We start from the raw sequence: 21,819 nt of genomic DNA on the forward strand, positions 1-21,819 counted from the left end.
ATTATAGCTTGAGATTGGCTGGATATTATTTATTCTTTGCGGAGAAAATACACCACGCACAGACGCGCTGACGGGTGTCGGTATTACGCGCCAGCGATGATTTTCTTGAAGCGCTGGCCGTCTTCCTGCTTCTGCTGTTCCACTTGGAGCCAGTCGATACCGACGTCGTACCGCTGTCTCTGTTCCTCGGTGGGGCTGATCATCGGATGTTTCTCTTTGACTTCTTCAGAGATCATCTCGGTCGCGGCCGGGTTAGCCGGCGGGTAGCCCATAATCTCGGCGAACTTGGCCTGCGGTTCGGGAGCCAGATTACCGTTTCCAGCTATTTTGGCCTGCTCGAGGCGGTCCTCGCTGGTGTGCTTCGTGATCGGGTAGCCCCAGTAGTCCTGGACGCATCCACCCTCAGGGACCGAGAAGCCCATCGGGAGGCCCTCGTCGATCTCAATGTTCTCGGCTCGCGCCGAAAGGAATGGCGCGACGTACATCTCGTCGTTCAGATAGAGAGACCGAGCCTGGTCGATCGAGTCGAAAATGATGGGATCGGTCGTCTCGACGAACTCACGGAGCCATTCCAACCCTGGTTCGATGTTGTCGAGCGAACCGCCCTTGATCTTGTTGATGACGTAGAAGTACTTCGAGCCCGCGTTGTCCCAGGGCTCGAATCCGACTTTCCCCTCGAGATCGGGGTCGATGAGCGAATCCCACGTATTGAATTCTTTGTCGGTCTTGTCCTCCCGGTAGGCGATCCCACGCGGGAAGTAGACAGTCCCGCCCATATACTCGTTCTTGAACGCAGGCGGGATGTCGTCGTAGTTATCGAACTCCGTCTGTTTGATCAGGGCGTCGTTCTGTCCGAGAAGTTCGGCGCGCTGCCCGTCCAGTTCGACGAGTTCGTAGTTCGGATTCTCCGGATCGCGTTTCAGCTCCGCCGTGTACTGTTCGGACGAAGCGGTGATGTACTTGTAATTGTATTCCTCTTCGTACGGCGGCTCACCGTTTGCGAACGGCTCGAAGAACGCCGCCTGGCGGTCCTCTCCCCAGCTGCCGCCGCCACCGCCGACGCGGACGACTGCCTTGTCGCCACCGGAGCTGCCGCCGCTGGAGCTGGTGGTACTTCCGTCACCGGAACCGCTGTCGCCGCTACCACTGTCGCCGTCGGACGAGCCACCGCCGCCGCCACCGGAACAGCCGGCAAGTCCTGCGACTCCAGTCCCTGCGGCAAGTGCTTTGACCACTTTTCTCCGAGACAGCGGGCTGTCATTGACACCCATAGGTAGGGATATACATAGTACTACTAAAACATTTTCAAATATATATGATACTATCCCCGAACAGAGACGCACAAGTGGGACCGAACATTTTGTTCAACAATATTGAACTAAGACGTTGGCTCCGCGAGAACAACAAGATTGTTAATGCGTCGCACCGAATTCCGTGGTATGGCTCAACACGACAACACCCTCAAATCGGTCGACAAAGTGTTCAAGATGGTTGAACACCTCAAAACCAACGGTGGAAAAACGGTCACAGAACTATCACAGGAGCTAGATATGCCGAAAAGTACTGTACAGGTCTATTTGAATACCCTGGCGAAGAACAAGTTCGTCGTACAGAACGGTGCGACGTACCAGATCGGTCTGCAGTTCCTGCAATATGGAATGTACGCGCTCTGGAACGAACCCGTGTTCCCGAACGTCAAATCGAAAGTCGAGGAACTGGCGGACACGACGGGTGAACTGGCGGCCTGCTTCGTAGAGGAACTCGGAGAGGCCGTGTACGTCTATGGGACGGAAGGAAATCGGGCGATCCGAACAGACCTCACAATGGGTGATCGGTCGGGACTCCACTGTACAGCCAGCGGGAAGGCGATATTCGCCCATCTCTCACAGGAGCGAATCGAAGAGATCATCTCACAGCGATCGCTAGAGCGGAAGACGCCACAGACGATCACGGACCCCGACGAGCTGCGAGAGGAGCTAAAACAGATACGCGAGCGGGGTCACGCGTACTCCAAGGAGGAGTCTGTCGAGGGGATGCGCTCGGTCGCTGCACCAATCCTGCTCGACGGAGAGGTCGTCTGCTCGATTAGTCTCGCCGGACCCGCAAACCGCTTCGTCGGCGAGCGGTTCACATCTGAGGTACCGGACATCGTGAAGGGTGCAGCCAACGAGATCGAACTGAAACTGACATATTCCGAGAGCGGGCTGTAGGCCGAGGGTCAGAATAACAAGTGTACATATATTATAAATATTCTTGACGGCAGTGTCTCAAGTGCACTCCACCGGCAGAATGCAAATTATAACATATGTACATTTGTTATGTCTTGGACATCGTGCAGAGTTCCCGGCGGCAGAATTGTTCAATAGTATTAAACACAAGTCAGAAAAACGATCATTACGAATTTCCTGAACAATTCTGCGCCGACGGTCGAGCCCGAGTCAGAGCTCCGCACGACTGATCGATACCAGATCCCGTAGCGTACGACGTGTACAGATGGTTTCGGCGGGAGAATCTACCAACGACGTTTGGAGGCACAATCGATGGTCCACCGTTCGGGCACCCATTCTATCCCGGTGGTACGGTAGTTTTAAATAACAAAAACGTATTCACCTCTGTATGGCTGACCGAAGCCTACAGACAGCTCTAGATGCAGCTCAGGATCCAGTGGGAATGCTCCAACAGGCCGGCGGTCGGTGGGTCTGGCCGCAGGAAGTAAAACGCGAGTACACGAACTGGATGGACGAGCTTCGCGCCGCCCGCGAAACGTGTGTGTTGGCGGATCTCTCACACCACCAGATGGACCAAGTGATCGAGGGTCCCGATTCGTTCGACCTTCTCAAGAAGCTCTGTACGAACAGCTTCGAGGGATTCGACGTCGGGAAAGCCAAGCAAGCCATTTTGTGTAATCCCGACGGCAAATTCATCGGAGACGGAGTACTGCAGCGACTCGAGGAACAGAAATTCGTGATGAGCGGAAAAATCCCCGCCGCCCACTGGCTCGCCTACCACGCTGAGACGGGTGAGTACGACGTCAGCGAAACGATCTATCCGAAGTCCTCGAAGACCGACGACGACCCGCACTACTACACCTACCAGGTCCAGGGACCGAACGCGCTCGACGTGATGCAGGAGATCGTCGACGAGTCTCTCACTGACATCCCGTTCTTCAATTTCAAGCGGATTTCCATCGCGGGCGAAGAGGTTCGCGCACTCCGTCACGGAATGGCCGGCGAGATTGGCTTCGAACTACAGGGCCCCTACGAACACGCCGACCTGATCAAAGACGTAATCCTCGAAGCGGGAGAGGAATACGACATCCAACGGCTCGGGACCCGTGCGTACGAACCGCTGAGTGTGAAGCTCGGCTGGGTCACGACGCACGTCCCCGCGATATACACCGGCGAAGAGATGGCAGAGTACCGCGAGTGGCTGAGCGCGAGTAGCTACGAAGGCACGTATTCGATCGCTGGAAGCTACCACTCGGATGACATTCGTGATTACTACGTGAGTCCGATCGATATCGGCTACGACCATATGGTCGAGTTCGACCACGACTTCGTCGGACGGGAGGCCCTCGAAACCGAGGCAGCAGACCCCGATCGGACACGCGTGACGCTCGTCTGGGACGACGAGGACGCGATCAGAATCTTCGCATCGCTGTTCGATGACGACGCACTCCCGAACAAGTTCATCGATCTTCCGCGCGATCGGTGGGGCGGCCACCACGACAAAGTGCTCAAAGACGGCGAGATCGTCGGCATCTCGAAGAGCTTCGCGTACTCCTACAGTGATCGGGAGATGATTTCCATCTGCTCGATCGATCGAGAATACAGCGAACCCGGGACAGAGGTCAGTTTCGTCTGGGGTGAAGAGGGTGGTCAATCACCGAATCCAACGGTGGAGACACATTCGCAGACGGAGATATCCGCGACAGTCGCACCAAGTCCGTACCTCGACGACGCACGATAGAGTGAGTTCGGTGACGACTATCGTCTGGTTCGTCGCTTTCGTAGGTGAAGTCCGGTATTTTTGATCGGTGTAGCCTAAATTATGGGTCCGCACGATCAGCAGTGGACTCGGTTGGGGAATCAGGAGTCATTGATTTACTGGTGATCCCCGCTCTGGTGGACTTCGCCAACCGTGATTACGGCCATACGAAAATACCGCTACCAAGTTCTTTGTTGATACCAACTCTCTGCAGTAACGTTCCAGATCGTTCTGAATGGAGTTCGACTTGGTAAGTAACGCTTCAGTACTGGTCAAGAGACAGCTAGCGACCCAAATATGTCTATTAGTAATATTAATAACCTATACAATTATTGCAGGTTAGTATATTTATACCCCATTTCCAGTAGTGCACTTAGATGGCCAGCAATGGATACCATACTAGTCACTGGAGCACTCGGTCAGATCGGCTCCGAACTCACGCCGGCGCTCCGAGATCGATACGACGACGTAAGGATAGTAGCCAGCGATATCGAATCCGGTCCGGATGTGTCGCAACCGTACGAGACAGTCGACGTGACGGACCGCTCGCAGGTTGAGGCAGTCGTGGAAAAATATGACGTCGATACCGTATTCCACCTAGCAGCCCTGTTGTCTGCTGCTGGCGAACAGAACCCCGATAAAGCATTCGAGGTGAATATCCAGGGATTGTACAACGTCCTCGAAGTCGGGCGGGAGTACGGACTCAACCGCATCGTGGTCCCGAGTTCGATCGCGGTGTACGGGCCTGCGACTCGGAACAATCCGTCCGAGCGCGCAATCAGATCGCCCACGACGATGTACGGAATAAGCAAGGTTCTGGCGGAGAATCTTGCTACATACTACTACCAAACATATGATTTGGACGTTCGCGGAATCAGACTCCCAGGGATCGTGAGTCACAAAACCAGACCAGACGGCGGGACGACTGACTACGCCGTCGACGCCTTCTATGAGGCGATCGATACGGGTGAGTACACCTACTTCGTCCGGAAGGACACGCGACTCCCGATGGTCTATATGGCCGATGCAATCGACGCGATCATCACCCTCTCAGAGGCAGACAAATCGGACCTGCGGTTCCAGTGTGAGTACAACATCTCCGGATTGAGTTTCACCGCAAGCGAGTTGAGCGAGCGGATCGAAGAGCGAATCGGGAGATTCAACGCCCGGTACGAACCCGATGGACGGCAGTCGATCGCGGATTCGTGGCCGAGCACGCTCGACGATTCGGCCGCCCGATCCGACTGGGGCTGGTCTCCTGAGTACGACCTCGACAGACTCGTAGACGAGATGGTTCGCAATCTCCAGCGGAAGGTCAAATGAACGCTGTTGTAGCTCAATCACGGACTGATCCACCGGATCACCGTGATAAGCCGGCGAGGAGAGGTCGCTCTCGATACCCCATCCAGAGTATTCTATCGAAACCAAGGGCCGAAGGACAGTTCATCAACGAAACGGCCGAAACAATCAGAAAACACAATTTATGACGAAAGAAACGACTGCATACCTGCGCGAGAAGTACGAGAAGATGAACGAGCGAGACGAAACGTGGCCGCTCAAGCAACTGGAGACGGCATCCCAAGCGAGGCCGATCGTCGAGGGACAAGAGGTGATTATGCTCGCCTCGAACAACTACCTGGACCTGGCGAACGATGTCCGTCTCCGGGAAGCGGCGGGGGACGCAATCGAGAGATTCGGTGTCGGTGCGGGATCTGACTGGTCTATCGCGGGGTACACGGAACTCCAGGACGAGCTCCACGACGCCATCGCCGAATTCAAAGGAACCGAGGGAGGACTGTCCTATCAGACCGGATTCGCGGTGAACGCCGGCCTACTCCCACAGTTGCTGGACGACGGTGACGTGTACGTCTCCGACGAATACAATCACGGGAGCATCATCGACGGAATCCGACTGTCGCCTGCTGATACCCGCGTGTACGAACATTCAGATATGTCGGATCTGGAGCGAGTGCTACGGTCGGCAAGCACCGAGTACAATCGGATCATCGTGGTGACCGATGGGGTGTTCTCAATGGATGGCGACGTGGCAAAACTCGACGAGATCCACCGCCTCGCCGAGGAGTACCAAGCGATGACATACGTCGACGACTGTCACGGTGAAGGGGTTCTGGGTGACGGCCACGGCATCACGGCCGAGTTCGGTCTCGAAGAGGAGATTGACTTTCAGATGGGTAGTTTCTCGAAAGCCTGTGGCGGGTTCGGTGGAATGCTCGCTGGCGATCAACACGTCGTAGATTTCGCGTATAACACATCGAGGACGTGGTTGCTGAGCGCTGGGTATCCCCCTGCCGTCGCAGCCGCAAACAAGCGCGCTCTCGAGATTATCGACGACGAACCGGAACGCGTCCGGGACCTGTGGAGCAAACGGGAGTACTTCCAGTCCGAATTGGAGGACCTAGGATACGATACTGGAGCGAGCGAAACACCCATTGTGCCAGTGATGATCGGTGACAGTAAGACGGCCAAAGAGCTTGCCGAGCGGCTGTTTGAGAGGGGGGTGTTTGCTCTCTCAATCGTCTATCCGATGGTGCCACGCGGAGAGGCACGGATCAGGAATCAAATAAACGTCGGGCTCACCGAGGCGGACCTCAACGAAGCCTTACGAGTCTACGAGAGAGTCGGTCGAGAACTCGACATCATCTAACCGTCCAACAAGAAGTCACGCAGACAACCCGAGCAGAGGACGGAGCGGACGGGGGTGACCCAGGTGACTTCGTCGTTGAGTTGGCTTCGAAAACCAATCTACTCCCGGGATTAGTAATAGACTCGCTCGAGGTTGTCGATACCGCCGATCCACTGGTGATCGTCGCCGTCGCTGATGTCGTTTTCCTCCCAGGCGACGGGCTCCCAGTGCGGATCCAGCGTGAGGTAGCTCCCCGTATTGAACTCGATTCGGTGGCTGCTCGTCGGATCACGAGCGTACATAAACTCCCCGCGGGAGATGCCGTGCTGGCCGATCCCGTCGACCGGAACGTCGTTCTCGTTCATCACGTTGTGTGCCGCAAAGAGGTCGTTCGGGGTGTCGACGCCGTACGCGACGTGGTGGACGGCAGGTTCGTCGTCCGCACTGCTGGATTGGACGACCGCGAGGTCAATCTTCACCCCGCAGGCGCTGAGGAACGTTCCCCACCGCGTGCCGTCGGCCTCGTCGTAATACTCCTGGACCTGGAACCCGAGCTCTTCGCGGATCCACTCCGCACACTCGAACCCGTCAGGGTCCCAAATCTGGAGGTGATCGATCCGGTGGGGTGCGATCGGATTGTTGTCCGAGGGGTCGTACACGCGGTTCTTGAGCTTCGAGCGGCGCTCGACCGGCGGATCGGGTTTCTCCATCTCGCCGTAGAGCTCGAACTGGTGGCCGTTCGGAACCTCGAACCGGATCGCCTCGCCTTGACCGGGTTCGACGCCATCGTCGATCCAGGTCACGTCTATCCCCCGGTCGGCGAACCGGTCTGCGAACGCCGCCACGTGTTTGGGGGCTTCGGTCTGCCAACCGATATGATCGATCCGCGAGCGCTCGGCCTCGGTCAGGCTGAGCGAGTGGTGGTCGTACTCGTCGACGGCTCTGAGGTAGACGCTGTCGTCGTCTCTGTCGACGATTTCCAGTCCAACCGTCCCGTGGAAAAATTCGATCGACGATTCGAGATCCGATGTCTCAAGCGCTACGTGGCCTAGTCGTGCGACTTCAAGCTGCATCATTCGTCGGTGACAGGACCACACGTAATAAATTTCCTGTCGAGCGGTCCGGAGTGAGACCGCAGCGGTCTCAGTCGTCACCGCGGACCGCGCTCAGTCGGGGGCCGAGAGTCCGCTTGATCGATCCGAGATCGCCCCCGATACGCAGGATCTGGTAGCCTTGCGCCTCGGCTTCGGCGATGCGCTCGGGGTCAGTCCTGATCCCGCCGACGGGCACGTCGGCCTCAAGGCAGGCCTCCCGGATCGAGTCAATCTGGGCGACCACTTCCGGATGATTCTTGTCCTCCGGGTGGCCCATCTGGACCGAGAGGTCCGAGAGACCGATGAAGACGAATCCCAGTTCCGGGACGTCGAGGATCGCCTCGAGATCGTCGACGGCGGTCGTCCTCTCGATCATCACGCCGAGACAGACCGACTGGTCTTCGGTCGCGACGTAGTCGCTCGCGGCGCCCCAGTTGCTGGACCGGCCGCTTGCCTTGCCGCGCTCGCCCGGCGCACCGTCGTAGACGAAGCGGGTGGCCTCAACCGCGGTCCGCACCTCCTCGGCGGAGTCGACACGCGGGATCAGCAGGTTTCGGACGCCAGCGTCCAGCACCTTTCGGATGAGCGGCGGATCGCCGGAAGGGAGCCGAACGATGAGTTCGGTCCCGCCGGCTTCTGCGGCGCGCGTGAGATCCTCGAAGACGCGGCTGTCGTACGGGCTGGGCCCCATATGCTCGAAGTCGAGCCAAGCGAAGTCGACGCCGAGCGTGCCATACACTTCGATGACGGTCGGCGAGAAGGTCGAGGCACGTGCGCCGTAGACGACTTCGTCGTTCTAGAGGGCCTCGCGTAAGCTGTTGCTCTGGTTCATATTATGTATCGGATCGGTAGGGTCGGTGTGAGGTATACTGATTCAGTCGGTGCGACGAATCCAGCGACTCCGGTCGTCGGATCTCAGTCTTGGTCGGTAACGATCTGGAACCGACGGCCGTCGGGGTCACGGAAATTCGTGATCGTGCGGCCGGTCTTGTCCACGTCGTAGGGACCGACGATCGAGTCGATCTCGGCATCTTCGAGGTCTTCGGTCACGCCGTCAATATCCTCGACGGCGAAAGCGATGTGGTTGATGCCCGGCACCTCTTCGCCCTCGACAGTGTGGATCTCGAAGAGTGGTCCCTCGCCGTCTGCGGGCACGTACTCGTAGGACTCGCCGTGATGCTCGGTCTGACGGTGCTGCTCGTATCCGAGTTTCTCGAAGAACTCGGCCATCTCGTCGGCGTCGCTCGCTTCGATCTCGATGTGGTCGATCGTTCCAATCACGGATGGAGGTGCTCGGCCATAGTATATAAATAATTGCTTGTAGTCATTTGTTGTTGATATCCACCCGGAAACACGAGCTCTATGGGAGGAGCTACCAGTCCATTCGTCTTCCGTCCGTTCCCCGTATGGGGTCACTCCCGACGTACATACGTGACCGGACAGGGAGCGTTCAGTAGCACCTGTTGGGCGTAGTCGCCGAACATCGCCTTGCCGGTCGGCGACCTCCCCCGCCCGCCGATGAAGACGCGGTCGACCTCCAGGTTCCGGGCCGTCCGCACGATCTTCGTGTCCGGTGTACCGACCGCACCGCGAATCTCGTAGTCGATTTCCCGCTCGTCCAGTTGCTCCGCGGGGGTTCGGATCGCCTCGTGACGTGCTGCGAGTTGACTCACCCCGAACGACTCTGCGTCCGGGCTGACGTCCAACTGGTCGATGAGGTTGTCGTACTCCTCCTGCGGGAAGACGTGCTGTATGTACAACGTGGCTCCAGTCGGCTCCACTAACTGCAGAGCCACGTCCAACAATCGCTGTACGTGTTCACGATCCTTCGGACCGAACGCGAGCAGTACGCTATCGACTGACTCAGGCATACGCTGACTCACACGCGGGTAGAGTATAGTACTTTGCTTTTTCGGACAGGTGCCTGTTCGTGGGTCAATCGTCGTCGCGACCGACGCCCGGCGCACTCGTAGCTCGTTTCACCGAGTGTATCCCTGACAGCCACCCCAATGTGTCGTGGGATCAGGTACTCTCGCGGATCCGTTCAGCGACGGTCTCGAAAGTCACGCGTTGCTCAGTTTCGATTGAAAGGCGGTTGACCACGAGATCAAGTACGTTTAGCTGCCGGAGTAGTTCGCGCGTTCGTTCGTGATCGATACCCAGGTGACTATGAACCTCGTGGACTGTTCTGGCCTGCACCACGATCTCAGCGAGTTCACGAAGCGTGACGTCGTCCGGCAAGCCAACGCCATCCGTGAGCAAATCTTCCTTCGGGAGTGGCTCCGCAGACTCAGCCTCTAAGCTGTCGAGTTCGGGCTGTGGGCTGTCTACTCGAACCGATGGGGAGTCTTCGGAGTCCTGTGTCGAACGGGTTGCGGAACCATTTACAGGCCGGGCATTTGTCGCCACTGAATTGTCGGTTGATCTAGCTGGCTGACTCTGGTCGATCGTCGCATACGACTCGGGTGAATGGATACCTGCATCAATCATATACCGGCGAACAGTTTCGGCAGAGACGTCGAGTTCGATCAGATCACTCATTTCATCGAAAGTCTCCGAAATCTCATACAGCCGACGGAGGTACTCCGTGTCCTCGAAGGGGGGAACAGAGTCGGTGCGTGCCGACTTGAGGGCCGACTCGATTCCCTCACTCCCAGCTATATCTCTGTCAGTATCTGCTGCGTCTTTCGACAGCCGGGAAGAAATACCGCGGAATTCGTTCGAATCGACATTATTCGGATACTCGTCCTCTTCGAGATCAATTATAAGATTGAGTTCGATTAGGATCTCCCCATCTCGCGTCTCAAGCTTGTTCGGAGAGATCGATAGATTCGGCTCTCCGTCGCCAGGGCTTTCGGTAACCTCCGGTAGCAATGTCGACGAAAGGTCCTCAAAACGGAACGTGACGAACGGTCCAGCGTCATCTATCGATGCCGTCGAAGGAGAGCACGACAGCGGAGAGTCCTCGTTCAGGAGATCGCTGAAAGACGCGCTTACTTCCACGGTCGCAGACACTGATGCGTGCTGCTCGGCCGTGACCTCTACTCGGCGTGTAGACCGACCATCCTCGTCAAATTCCTTGAGCACGTTCGACAGTGTTTCAAACGAGGAGTGTAAACTCATTCGGCGCTCACGAAACTGGATCTGTTATTGAAATATATAAAACTACGTAGAGTTTCTGGAGATGGGTGCTGCGTTGTAGTTGCCGTTCTCTGGAACTGACAGTAGGTTCGACTGTTTGGATCTGAGATTGTAAATATTGTTATATAATATTAAGTTAAAAAGAAAGCGATGATACAGTATCTGTTATATTCCAATATCGATTTATTCGATCGCTTCAGTGGCTAAATCACCGAGCTCTCCAGCTTCGATATGTGAATACCGTTCTCGTATCATTTCTTCAGAATTGTCCAGATATCGAGCAGCCACGGTATAGCCAAATGCTCGGACGAGAGCCTCACCCATTCCTCGGCGACCACCGTGGGGTGCGAGATAGTCGTGTTTCGGATGGGTAATGTCGATTTCAGCCTCGTCGGAGAGCCGTTGGAGAATCGACCGTGCTCCATCTGTCGTGATTGACGGCGGCCGAATATCTTCATCAAGCGCCAGCAAGAGGTCGCGAGCGTACCCCTCACGTTGCTCGGCGATTTCTTGCGGGCGTTCTCTCCGGTCTTCGAGCTCATCCCGAACGAGTCCCGCAAGCGTCCGTTGGTCGAACGTCGGAAACACCGGCTAGCGCTCCGTCGGTGGGTCCATCAGCTGGCGATAGCTCCGGAGCGGCGAGATCACCGGGTCGGGAAGACTGGCGGCGTCCCACTGCTGTTTCTTCCGGTAGACGTCCATACTCCCGTCGTCGAGGGAGAGGTCCTTCCAGCGAACACCGCGTCGGCGCGGATCATTCGGGTCCCGGAGGGGTTCGCCGACGCGGACGGCGGTGTACGCGAGGACGAACACCAGAGCCCGGTCATGAGCCGCCTTCAGCGCTGCGTAGCGTCCTCGCTGCTTGTCGAGGGGGTCAGTATCCTCCGGAACCGCGGGCGCAACTCGAGCAGCTGTCGAACTACGGGACCGTCTTCTTGGGTCCCTACAGCGGGAACGTCTTCTCGGACAAGCTGATCGGGACCAATCACGTGCTCCCCACACAGCGCGCTGCTCGATACACCGCGGGGCTGAGTGTGCACATGTTTCTGAAACACCAGACCTACCAGGAAGTCTCCGAGGAGGGGGCCGCGAAACTGGAACCGTGGGCCACGAAACAGTCCGTCCTCGAACGGCTCGAAGGCCACGCGAAGTCTTCGTTTATGCGTGCACCGGAGAACGAACTGCGCGAGTACGACTCGGCGACGTACGAGCTGCCTGACTCCTAATTCACGGTGCCAGCGTGCTGACCATACCGTGACTGCCTCGAAATCAGAGGGCTGCTGAAAGGCTACGCACCACTCTCTTACACCCGCCGGGGCCCGCGAACCGTACGCCTCGTTCGAATCGACGGCTGGGTCCACGACGTTGCGGTCGATGCGCAGGGAGGCCCCGATCAACCGACGATGAGCCGCAGGCCCAGCATATCGAATCAACGTCCTTCCGGATCTTACAGCGGGATCGACGCCTGCATAGGCGACAGTGACCGCCAAGTAAGTATAACCGAAATAGACATTCTCTGGATGTATATGCAAAAGTAAGATAACGCCAGCCGGCAACCGCCGATGATACCCCCCCCCACCGAGTGAACTTTACAATCAGCAGACGAACAAGAGACTATGGCGGACGAATCCCCGCGCAAAATACAGTCCTTGGAGACGGCTCACCGTATCACCGAAGCACTCCAAGAGCTGGATGGAGCCGGCGCCAGTGCTATCGCGGATCGCCTGGACATCGGTCGGAGCACGGCGTATCAGTACCTGATGACGCTCCGGGAAGAGGGGTACGTCACCAAACGCGAGCAAACGTACCACATCGGGCTGAAATATCTGGATCACGGAATGTACGCCCGCGACAACCATCCGATGATCGAGATCTCGCGACCATCGCTGCGTGATCTGGTGGACGAAACCGGTGAGATCGGATGGTGTACGAGCGAGGACAACGGGAAACTGGTGACGCTGGATATCATCGAAGGAGACCGGAATCTGAATACGAAGTTCAGCGGTCGGATCGGGAACAGAGAGTACATGAACGCCCACGCCGGTGGAAAGGCTATCTTGTCAGGGTACAGTGATAGTCGGATTATGGAAATTATCGATGCGCACGGGATGCCCTCGTACACGGAGCAAACGATCACTGACGAAGAAGCGCTCCTAGCCGAGATCGAACGGGTGCGCGAGAAGGGAGTCGCGTTCAACGACGAGGAGGCGATCGAAGGCTATCGGGCCGTGGGAGCGCCCGTCACGTTGGACGGTGAGACGATCGGATCGATCACTATCGGGGGGCCAAAGAACCGGATGCCCGACGAGTACTTCGAGGAGACGCTCCCTGATCTCATCCGAGGCGTCATCAACGAGATCGAACTCCGCGGCTCGGTGTCCTCTCCGTGGGAGTAACCGCTCGCGACGCCGCTCGGTCAGGGAGGAGTACAAATAACATATATACATATGTTATTTTCTCACGTCACTGGGTGCTATTCTCGGTCCATCGACCGATTTCAGGTGCTGCGGAGGGATAGCGTTTGTATATATCAACGGCTCTGGAGAGAAGTTCCGCCGATCACTGCGTTGAACGGGGTGATTACTCGTTATATTATCACTGAATCGGCCAGAAGGGGTGTTTCAGTGGCCGGGGGGATGCTGAGAGGGTTGCATCGAACCCACCCTGTTTCCGTTTCTCGACGGTCAGTTTCGAGGGGCGATGAGACCGCACGCCTGAGATCAGGGCCACGAACCGGTGGATCTGTCGTCAAAATCGGCTCAGCCGACTGTTTGTGAGAGGTAAACGACGGTGGCTCACGGCACTGCAGGAGATATCAGCCGAAACCGGCGTTACACTTTTAATGCCGGTTCAGCAATACAGGCCACAGACACCGCGGTAGGGGTTCGTGATGCAGGACTTCACCAACGAGACCATCATCTGGGACGACAACGTCGTAACGCACCGATTAGATGCCTTCTCCGGCATCGAAGAGACCGAGCACCGTGGAAAGCGGGTTCGCGCGTTCGCGGACCGTCCGGAGTCGCTGTTCGAACTCTTCGCCTCGGCAGTGACCGAGGCGCCGGATCGGGAGTTCGTCGTGTTCCCCGACTCGGGCGTGCGATTGACATACCGAGAGATGGCCGACCGCGTCGATCGGTTGGCCGGTGGCCTGCAATCGGCGGGAATCTCGATGGGCGACCGGATCGTCCTGCTCGTCGACAGCCGAGTCGAATTCGTGGAGTCACTGCTCGCGGCAGCGCGGATCGGAGCCGTCGTCAGCCCGCTGAACACCCGCCATTCTCCTGAGGAGATCCGCGGTATGTTCGCGGATGGGGCGCCCGACCTCGTCCTCGTCGGAGACGCCTACGTGGACAAGCTGGACGGATCGGCCTACGAAACCCCCAACAGCGCGACGTTTGTACTGGACGCCGACAGCACCGAACAGTCGTACGACGGCCTGGTGAGTCACACACGAAGAGATGTCGAGGAGTCGGCGACGAAGCCGGCCGATCTGTTGACCGTAATGTACACTTCTGGAACCACGGGACAGCCGAAGGCCGTCCCGATCGACAACTTCCACGGTGTCAACGCGGCGTTGAACAACGCCTACATCCACGATCTTCAGCCCGGCGACCGGATCCTGGTCCCCTCACCGCTGTTCCACGTCACTGGGCTGGTCTGCGGCCTGCTCACTGCGATCGCGCGCACCGGCACCGGCGTGATTATGCGGGACTACGACGCCCAGCGCTTCCTCGAATACGTCGACGCCGAGCGGATCAGCTACTGTATGGGAGTCCCGACACACATCGTCTTAGCGGCGGAGAAAGCCGACGATGCGGCCCACGACACATCCTCCTTCGAGAAGTTCGCCTACGGCGGGGCACCGATGCCGCCCGATGCGATCCCGAAGATCCGCGACGCGTTCCCCGACCTCAAGCTGTACCACTCCTACGGGAAAACCGAGAACTTCGCTGGCATCGCCGCGATGATTCCCGATCAGTACATCGACGACAATCCCGACGCCGTGGGGATGCCGACGCCGACGACCAAGTTCGCCGTCGTCGATGAGGACCGCAACCGACTCCCGCCCGGGCAGATCGGCGAACTGGCGATGTACGGCCCCTTCGTCGCCGAGCGGTATCTGAGTTCGCCAGATGGGACCGAAGAGGAGTTCGAGGACGGATGGCACTACACCGGCGACATCGGCGTCATCGACGAATCCGGCTTCATCAGGCTTCGCGGGCGCAAGGGCAATATGATGATCCGCGGGGGCGAGAACGTCTACCCCGTCGAGGTGGAGGACGCGCTACTCTCGGTCCCAGGGGTTCGTGAGGCGGGCGTCACCTCGTTCCCGGACGACGTCCTCGGCGAGCGGATCATCGCTGTGGTCGCACCCGAGGAAGGACACCGCGTCACCGAGGAGATGCTCGTCGCCGCCTGCGAGGAGCACCTCGCGGAGTACAAAGTTCCGGACATCTTCAGGGTCGTCGACGAACTCCCCAGGAATCAGAACGGGAAGCTCAAACGCCAGCAACTGGTCCCGAAGCCGCTGCAGTTCGGCATCAAATTCGGCGGCTGAGTCGGCGGATCCGCTGGCTCCTGTACGGTGGGAAAAACTTATTCGCCGGGCTGCGAATGTCGTAGACGGAATGTTAGAAGATACGGTCTGCATCGTCGCAGGAGCAGGTCGCGGTATCGGCAAGGAGACGGCGAAACTGATGGCCGACGAGGGCGCGTCGGTCGTCGTCAACGATCTGGGTGCCGACCTCTCGGGTGAGGGGCAAGACGTGCAACCAGCACAGCAGACAGTCGACGAAATCGTCGAAGCGGGCGGCGAGGCGATGGCCCACTACGGCGACATCACCGATCTGGAGTACACTGACGAACTCATCCAGGACACCGTCGACGAGTACGGAGCGGTCCACAGCATCACCAACTTCGCTGGGATCCTCCGTGATCGGATGATATTCAATATGAGCGAAGAGGAGTGGGACGCCGTCATCGACGTCCATCTGAAAGGACACTTTTCGCTGCTCCGAAACGCTTCACAGCAGTGGAAGTCCCGGTACGAGGAAGAGGAGTTCGACCGCCAGCGGTCCTTCCTCGGCGTGTCGAGTTCGGCCGCGATCGGCTGGGCGGGCCAGCCCAACTATGCCGCCGCGAAAGCTGGTGTCCTCGGCCTCGTGCGGAACTGTGCGCAGGAGCTCGAGCGATACAACGTACGGGTGAACGCGCTCTGGCCCGAGGCGTACACGCGAATGTACAAATCCATCCCGGAGGAGTACCAGCCTGACGGGATGACAGACGAGACGCACGGCCCACAGCTCGTGGCACCGTTGCCGGCATTCCTCGCGAGCGATGAGGCGACAGACATCACCGGCTGCACCGTCGGGCTCGGATCCGGTGAACTCTCGTTCATCTCCGATCCGGACCGCAAGCGGAAGATCATCAAGGAAGTCCCAGCGGACACCAAGACGGGTGGCTGGACGCCCGAACAGATCGCAGACGCCTGGGAGAACCTCACCGACGGCTACGAGACCACGCGGACCTCGAAGCCGAGCATCCCGAACGTACAGAACTGAACGCCGTGCCGGCGGAAGCGACGTGCGCTGCAGTCGGAGCCGACACCGAGAATCGACCCTGACGCCGCGCTCAGTCGTCGTCGATCGGTTCGAACACCGGGATCGACACATCGTCGGTCGCCGTCGGGACGAACGTCACCGCGACTGACGTGCCGATTTCGATCGCATCTGGATCACACCCCTGGAGCGCCGTGAGCATCCGCGGTCCTTCTGTGAGTTCGACGTAGGCGAGCACGAGCGGGAGGTCCTCCTCCGGCCACGCGGCGACGGTCTCCGTCGAAGTGTGTGCGTACACCGTCCCCGTTCCGTCGGCTTCGACCCACTCGACGTCGTCTCCCAAGCAGTCGGGACATCGCGCTCGCGGGTAGTAGAAGGTGAGTTCGCAGTCGGGACAGCGGCGGAGCAGCAGGGTGCCGTCCGCCGCCGCTTCCCAGTATGGGGCTGTTTCCGGCGTGACAGACGGCACCGGTCGCGGCTCCCAACTCATCGGTCGACCCTCCCGAGCACGGCCGTCGACCCCGCGTGTCTCGTGCCCAGATAGCCGCCCGTCCCGTGCGCGAGGGCGACAGTGGCTTCGGGCACCTGCACCGGGTCGTTGGCTTCTCCACGCAGTTGTCTGACCGCTTCGATCACTTTCGTCATCCCGCCGCGGTCCGGGTGGTTCGAACACAGCCCACCCCCGTCGGTGTTGAACGGCAGGTCACCGTCTGGCGCTTGAAGCGTCCCGCCTTCGACGAACTCGCCGCCGCGGCCCTTTTCACAGAACCCCAGGTCTTCGAGCGTCTGCAGGACGGTGATCGTGAACGAGTCGTAAATCGAGACGTAATCGACGTCGTCGTGATCGACTCCAGCCCGCGAAAGCGCCCGGGGACCGGACTTCCGAGCGGCGGTCTCGGTGAGATCGATCCGCCCGGCGTCGTGGTGGTCGACCGCCGCGGCGTGTCCGAGAATCTCCACGCATTCGCGATCGATCTGCTGTCGGACGTCTTCGGACACGACGACGAAGGCCCCGGCACCGTCGGAGATGACACAGCAATCCAGCAGGTGGAGCGGGTCGCTGACCACCCGAGAGTCGACGACCTCCTCGACGGTCACGGGATCTTGGTACAGCGCGTGTTCGTTGTGCTGGGCGTGCTGTGACGCTGCGACCCGGATTTCGGCGAGCTGCTCGGACGTCGTCCCGTACTCGTGCATATGCCGGCGGGCCGCGAGCGCGTACTGGGGCAGCGTTTCGGCCCCGTAGATCGACTCGAAGTTCTCCTGCATAATCGTCTCGTCGTGCTCCGGATGGGCGCGCTCGTCCGTCCGCATCCGCCCCGCGAGCGTGACCAGTGCGACGTCGCACTTGCCGTCGGCAATTGCACTCGCGGCCTCCCCGACGTGGTTCACGTACGCCGACCCGCCGTCGTCTGTCGAGTCGAAGTACGAGACGTCGAGGCCGAGGTAGTCGGCCATCGCGAGCGGCGGATACCGGCCGACCTGGTAGTTCTCACCCGCCGTGAGATACCCGTCCACGTCGGCCGCCGCCAGCCCGGCGTCCTCGAGCGCGCCGGCGGCGACCTCCGCGTGTAACTGTGCGATCGACGTCTCCGGTGCCTCTCGTGTTGGGTGTTCGAAGACACCCGCGATGTAGGCTGTGGCGTCCGAGCTCGTACTCATTGGTAGTTCGTATCCTCCGGCAACTGCACGACCGCATTACGTGGCCGCCCCAGTCACCACTGTATGCGTTCTGAGCGGGGGAGTATTAGTATTCGGGTGGGGTCAGGGGTGATCGCAGACGGCGGGCCGCCTCAGGTCCCCTGCCACTCGGGGTCCCGATCGGCCGAGAAGGCCGCGGCACCTTCCGCATAATCATCGGTGTTGAGGAGCGGGAGGTACGCGCGGTACTCGTATTCGATCCCGTCACGGAGCCCGACGTTGCGTGACTGATTGATCGTGTCCTTGATCGCCCGGAGCGCAAGCGGTGGCTTCCCCGCGAGCTCGTCTGCGAAAGCGTCGACGGCGTCCGAGAGCTCCTCGGCCGGATGGGCGTCGGTGATCAGCCCCTCCGCTGCCGCCTCGGACCCGGAGAGGAACTCGCCCGTCATACACAGTTCCTTGGCCCGGCTCGGCCCGACGAGCAGGGGAAGTCGCTGTGTCGTGCCCACGCCCGACGGGAAGATGCCCAGATCTACCTCCGGAAAGCCGAGCTCGCTCGATTCGCTCGCCAGCCGGAAGTCACACATCAGCGCGAGTTCGAGACCGCCGCCGACGCAGTACCCGTCGATCTCGGCGATCACCGGAGCCCCGAACGACTCGACGCTGAACAGCGCCTCCCGGAACGACGAGGCGGTGAAGGGGTACTGCTCGTCGCCGATTTCGTCGACGTCGACGCCGACACAGAAGGCGTCCTCGCCGGCACCGGAGATGACGACACTCCGGACGGAGACGCCCTCTCCCTCGCGATCGAGTTGATCGAACGTTTCGATCGCCGTGGGGAGTTCTTCGAGCGTCCGCATCGACAGGGCGTTCAACGAGTCCGGGCGGTCGAGGACGATGCGGCCGATGCCGGTCTCGTGATCGAACCGGCAGCGGATGGTGTCGAACTGATCGCTGTAATCCGTCGCCATATCGGATAGGATCTGCTGCCCACAACTACCTAAAACTTGACCAACTCACGGGACGCGAGAGCGATCGGACGCGGTGGGGTTCTGCTGCGGCGCGATCGCAGGCGGGAGCGATCGGACGCGGGGACGAACGGATGTCGTGCCGATCGGCCAGAGCGAGACCTCACGTTCGGGCGCGCCGCAATCATTTACTTGTTCGGGCTGCTGTGTGCGTATATGCCAGACGGACCACCGCCCGAGGAGCTTCATCTCTCCCAGCGTCCCGCCGTGACCGAGCCGATTCCCGGTCCGCGGTCCAGCGACCTTCTCGAGAGACAGGCTGCGAGCGAAGCGAACACCGTCGCGTACCCGTTGTCGCTCCCAGTCGCGATCGATTCCGCGCGAGGGGCGACGATCAAAGACGTCGATGGTAACGTCTTTCTCGATTTTTCGGCGGGGATCGGCGTCGCGAACGTCGGACACTCGAACCCGTACGTCGTCGAGGCCGCGAAGGAGCAACTCGATGCGGTGGCGCACACGATCGACTTTCCGACCGAGGCCCGCCTTGCGTTCATCGACGCGCTGGACTCGATCGCACCGGGGACGCTGCCCGGCAATAGCCGGATCGCCTTCGGCGGACCGACGGGTACCAACGCCATCGAAGCGTCGATCAAACTGGCGAAGTACAACACGGGGCGAAGCGGAATCGTTGGCTTCGACCGGGGCTATCACGGCGGGACGATGGGCGCGCTCAGCCTCTCGGGCTGGTCCTCATACAAGAGCGACTACACGCCTCTCCTCCCGGACGTCGCGCACGTCCCATATCCCACCCCCCGGGACGGCGAGACGCCCGACGCGGCACTGGAGGCGACGCTCGAAGAGGTCCGAGCCGTCGTCAGCGGCCGTGCGAGTGGTCTCGACGAACCGCCTGCGGGAATCTGGGTGGAGCCCATCCAGGGCTCAGGCGGGGTCATCGTTCCGCCGGAGGGGTTCTTAGCGGAGCTCGCCGAGATAACCGCTGCGCACGACGTCCTCCTGATCGTCGACGAGATTCAGACCGGGATGGGTCGAACCGGCGAGTGGTTCGCCAGCGATCACGCCGGAATCACCCCGGACGCGATGACAGTCGGTAAAGCCATCGGCGGAGTCGGCTTACCGCTCTCGGCGACGGTGTACCGCGAGGAACTGGACACGTGGGGGCCGAGCGCGCACGCGGGGACGTTCCGCGGACACGTCCCGGCGATGGTGGCTGGGACCCGTGCGATCGAGTACATCGACGAGTATGACCTGCTCGACCGGGCGACGCGCGTCGGCTCGTATCTGCAGGACCGCTTCCGAGAGATGCAACAGGACTGCCCCAGTCTCGTCGACGTGCGGGGTCGAGGGCTGCTCATCGGGGCCGAGTTCCGTGACGCGGATGGCTCTCCGCTCCCAGACGTCGTCGAGTCGATCCAGACGCGGTGTCTGCGCCGCGGGCTGGTGGTCTGGACGGCCGGTATCGAGGGCCACGTCCTCAGACTGCTCCCCCCGCTCGTCCTCACCGACGAACAGGCCCGCGTCGGGATGGACATCGTGCAGGACGTCGTCGAGACGGTGACCGAGGAGACGGCGGATGGCCGGTGAGACGATCGGAATCGTCGGTGCTGGAATCACCGGAGCCTGTACGGCCAACTACCTCTCGCGGCGATCTGACCGCCGCGTCGTGGTGTTCGAGCGCGACGAGGTAGCCGCCGAGACGACTGCGAAGTCCGCCGGATACGTCGGCGTTCGGGCCAGCCACACAGCGGCACACAGGGCGCTTATGACACGCAGTATCCACGTCTACAACCGGGTGATCCGCGAGGCCGACGCCGACGTGCGACACCGGATGCTCGGCGGGCTCAACGTCGCGACGACGGCTGCGGGGCGAGCGGCGCTCCGCGACCGGCACCGCTCGGTGACAGCGGACGGTGATGGTGCCGATGCAGCGTTTGCCAGGTTCTTCGACGGCGAGACGATACGCGAGTCGTTGCTGTTGCCGGACGTCCGCCTCGATGGACTCACCGCTGCGTGGTTCTGGCCGAATTACGGTTACGTCACGCCGGCCGCACTGGCGACAGCCTTCGCCGACCGCGCTCGGGACGCGGGAGCGGAGTTCCGAACCGATACGACCGTCCTCGACCTCGAACGCGACGCGACGGGAGCGATCGATGCGGTGCGGACTGATCGCGGCCGCACCCCGGTGGACCAGCTGGTGTTGGCCGCGGGGCCCTGGAACCCGACGCTCGCCCGGTCAGTCGGTGTCGACCTCCCAGTCCGCCACAGCGTCGCACCGGGAGTGCTGGTGGATGATCCGACGGCGAGTGTCCATCCCAGCCTCACGCACCACGAGTCGGGCGTGTACCTCCGGCCCCACGGGGACGGACAGCTCTTCATCGGTCACTATCAGGGCGACTTCGCCGCCGCGGCTCCCGCCACAGCGAACCCGGAGATCCCAGCGGACGTCCCGGCCGACCTCCGAGCAGAGATTCTCGAGGGGGCCGGGCGCCTCGTCTACGGCCTCGAAGACCCGACGGTGAGGGACCAGTGGGTCGGTCTGCGGAGCCTGACGCCCGACGGGAATCCAATCGTGGGCTGGACGGACGTCGACGGGCTGTTGGTGGCGACGTACAACGCCACAGGAATCCAGCACGCACCGGCGGTGGGGCACATTCTGAGCCAACAACTGCTGGGCGATGAGCCGACGCAGTACTACGATCTGGTCTCGATCAGCCGCTTCGAGGGGTACTCAGATGTGTACGACGGAGCGCCGACGTAACGCTGTG

Annotated in this window: 18 protein-coding genes and 2 pseudogenes; 10 read left to right on the forward strand and 10 right to left on the reverse strand. The window is 60.2% G+C overall.

All coding sequences use genetic code 11. The features are described 5' to 3' along the window. Positions 1-83: 83 nt before the first annotated feature. Complete coding sequence (locus BLU74_RS13245) at positions 84-1,271, reverse strand: ABC transporter substrate-binding protein (protein ID WP_139175771.1); 1,188 nt, start codon at positions 1,269-1,271, stop codon at positions 84-86. 168 nt (positions 1,272-1,439) lie between these two features. On the opposite strand from BLU74_RS13245, the gene BLU74_RS13250 reads away from it, so the two are divergent. The 4 genes from BLU74_RS13250 to BLU74_RS13265 all read left to right on the forward strand — a co-directional run bounded on the left by BLU74_RS13250 (position 1,440) and on the right by BLU74_RS13265 (position 6,652). Further along, positions 1,440-2,210: an IclR family transcriptional regulator gene (locus tag BLU74_RS13250; RefSeq protein ID WP_175454654.1), complete on the forward strand. Its 771-nt coding sequence runs from the start codon at positions 1,440-1,442 to the stop codon at positions 2,208-2,210. 406 nt (positions 2,211-2,616) lie between these two features. Beyond that, positions 2,617-3,969: an aminomethyltransferase family protein gene (locus BLU74_RS13255; protein ID WP_089768085.1), complete on the forward strand. Its 1,353-nt coding sequence runs from the start codon at positions 2,617-2,619 to the stop codon at positions 3,967-3,969. A gap of 405 nt (positions 3,970-4,374) precedes the next feature. Further along, entirely contained in the window at positions 4,375-5,310 is a 936-nt protein-coding gene (locus tag BLU74_RS13260) for an NAD-dependent epimerase/dehydratase family protein (RefSeq protein WP_089768087.1), read from the forward strand. Between the two features lie 292 nt (positions 5,311-5,602). Further along, the gene (locus tag BLU74_RS13265) at positions 5,603-6,652 is read left to right on the forward strand and encodes an aminotransferase class I/II-fold pyridoxal phosphate-dependent enzyme (RefSeq protein ID WP_217635380.1); all 1,050 of its coding nucleotides are present in this window, start codon (positions 5,603-5,605) and stop codon (positions 6,650-6,652) included. A gap of 110 nt (positions 6,653-6,762) precedes the next feature. Here BLU74_RS13265 and BLU74_RS13270 read toward each other — a convergent pair whose 3' ends face one another. The 6 genes and pseudogenes from BLU74_RS13270 to BLU74_RS19375 form a co-directional block, all read right to left on the reverse strand. Further along, positions 6,763-7,704 carry a VOC family protein gene (locus BLU74_RS13270; protein WP_089768191.1) on the reverse strand — a complete coding sequence of 314 codons (942 nt, stop codon included), beginning with the start codon at positions 7,702-7,704 and terminating at the stop codon, positions 6,763-6,765. Positions 7,705-7,774: 70 nt separating this feature from the next. Next, positions 7,775-8,473: pseudogene (locus BLU74_RS13275) on the reverse strand (HpcH/HpaI aldolase family protein); the annotation flags it as partial. 167 nt (positions 8,474-8,640) lie between these two features. Then, complete coding sequence (locus BLU74_RS13280; protein WP_089768094.1) at positions 8,641-9,006, reverse strand: VOC family protein; 366 nt, start codon at positions 9,004-9,006, stop codon at positions 8,641-8,643. Between the two features lie 131 nt (positions 9,007-9,137). Next, positions 9,138-9,596, reverse strand: coding sequence for a universal stress protein (locus BLU74_RS13285; protein WP_089768096.1), 459 nt, complete (start codon positions 9,594-9,596; stop codon positions 9,138-9,140). 151 nt (positions 9,597-9,747) lie between these two features. Beyond that, positions 9,748-10,848 carry a DUF8073 domain-containing protein gene (locus BLU74_RS13290; protein WP_139175773.1) on the reverse strand — a complete coding sequence of 367 codons (1,101 nt, stop codon included), beginning with the start codon at positions 10,846-10,848 and terminating at the stop codon, positions 9,748-9,750. Positions 10,849-11,049: 201 nt separating this feature from the next. Then, positions 11,050-11,757, reverse strand: a pseudogene (locus BLU74_RS19375) (site-specific integrase); the annotation flags it as partial. 44 nt (positions 11,758-11,801) lie between these two features. Between BLU74_RS19375 and BLU74_RS19380 the strand changes: the two are divergent. The 4 genes from BLU74_RS19380 to BLU74_RS13310 all read left to right on the forward strand — a co-directional run bounded on the left by BLU74_RS19380 (position 11,802) and on the right by BLU74_RS13310 (position 16,430). Next, on the forward strand, positions 11,802-12,092 hold the full coding sequence (locus BLU74_RS19380) for a histidinol dehydrogenase (RefSeq protein WP_245705802.1): 291 nt from the start codon (positions 11,802-11,804) through the stop codon (positions 12,090-12,092). A gap of 390 nt (positions 12,093-12,482) precedes the next feature. Beyond that, positions 12,483-13,262 (forward strand): IclR family transcriptional regulator, encoded by a 780-nt coding sequence (locus tag BLU74_RS13300; RefSeq protein ID WP_089768106.1) that lies wholly within the window; start codon positions 12,483-12,485, stop codon positions 13,260-13,262. A 494-nt stretch (positions 13,263-13,756) separates the two neighbouring features. Then, complete coding sequence (locus tag BLU74_RS13305; protein WP_089768108.1) at positions 13,757-15,427, forward strand: class I adenylate-forming enzyme family protein; 1,671 nt, start codon at positions 13,757-13,759, stop codon at positions 15,425-15,427. A 70-nt stretch (positions 15,428-15,497) separates the two neighbouring features. Further along, positions 15,498-16,430, forward strand: coding sequence for an SDR family oxidoreductase (locus BLU74_RS13310; RefSeq protein ID WP_089768110.1), 933 nt, complete (start codon positions 15,498-15,500; stop codon positions 16,428-16,430). A 70-nt stretch (positions 16,431-16,500) separates the two neighbouring features. Here BLU74_RS13310 and BLU74_RS13315 read toward each other — a convergent pair whose 3' ends face one another. From BLU74_RS13315 to BLU74_RS13325, 3 genes are all read right to left on the reverse strand, one after another. After that, positions 16,501-16,917, reverse strand: coding sequence for a Zn-ribbon domain-containing OB-fold protein (locus BLU74_RS13315; RefSeq protein ID WP_089768112.1), 417 nt, complete (start codon positions 16,915-16,917; stop codon positions 16,501-16,503). Beyond that, the gene (locus BLU74_RS13320) at positions 16,914-18,089 is read right to left on the reverse strand and encodes a thiolase domain-containing protein (protein WP_089768114.1); all 1,176 of its coding nucleotides are present in this window, start codon (positions 18,087-18,089) and stop codon (positions 16,914-16,916) included. The genes BLU74_RS13315 and BLU74_RS13320 overlap by 4 nt, the downstream gene beginning before the upstream one ends. 131 nt (positions 18,090-18,220) lie before the next feature. Further along, positions 18,221-19,039 carry an enoyl-CoA hydratase/isomerase family protein gene (locus tag BLU74_RS13325; protein ID WP_089768117.1) on the reverse strand — a complete coding sequence of 273 codons (819 nt, stop codon included), beginning with the start codon at positions 19,037-19,039 and terminating at the stop codon, positions 18,221-18,223. Between the two features lie 213 nt (positions 19,040-19,252). On the opposite strand from BLU74_RS13325, the gene BLU74_RS13330 reads away from it, so the two are divergent. Then, positions 19,253-20,638 (forward strand): aspartate aminotransferase family protein, encoded by a 1,386-nt coding sequence (locus tag BLU74_RS13330; protein WP_089768119.1) that lies wholly within the window; start codon positions 19,253-19,255, stop codon positions 20,636-20,638. Continuing rightward, a complete protein-coding gene (locus BLU74_RS13335) occupies positions 20,628-21,812 on the forward strand; it encodes an NAD(P)/FAD-dependent oxidoreductase (RefSeq protein ID WP_089768121.1) in 1,185 nt (394 codons plus the stop codon). The genes BLU74_RS13330 and BLU74_RS13335 overlap by 11 nt, the downstream gene beginning before the upstream one ends. Positions 21,813-21,819 lie beyond the last annotated feature (7 nt).

This window comes from Halobellus clavatus, assembly GCF_900107195.1.
GTDB lineage: Archaea > Halobacteriota > Halobacteria > Halobacteriales > Haloferacaceae > Haloquadratum > Haloquadratum clavatum.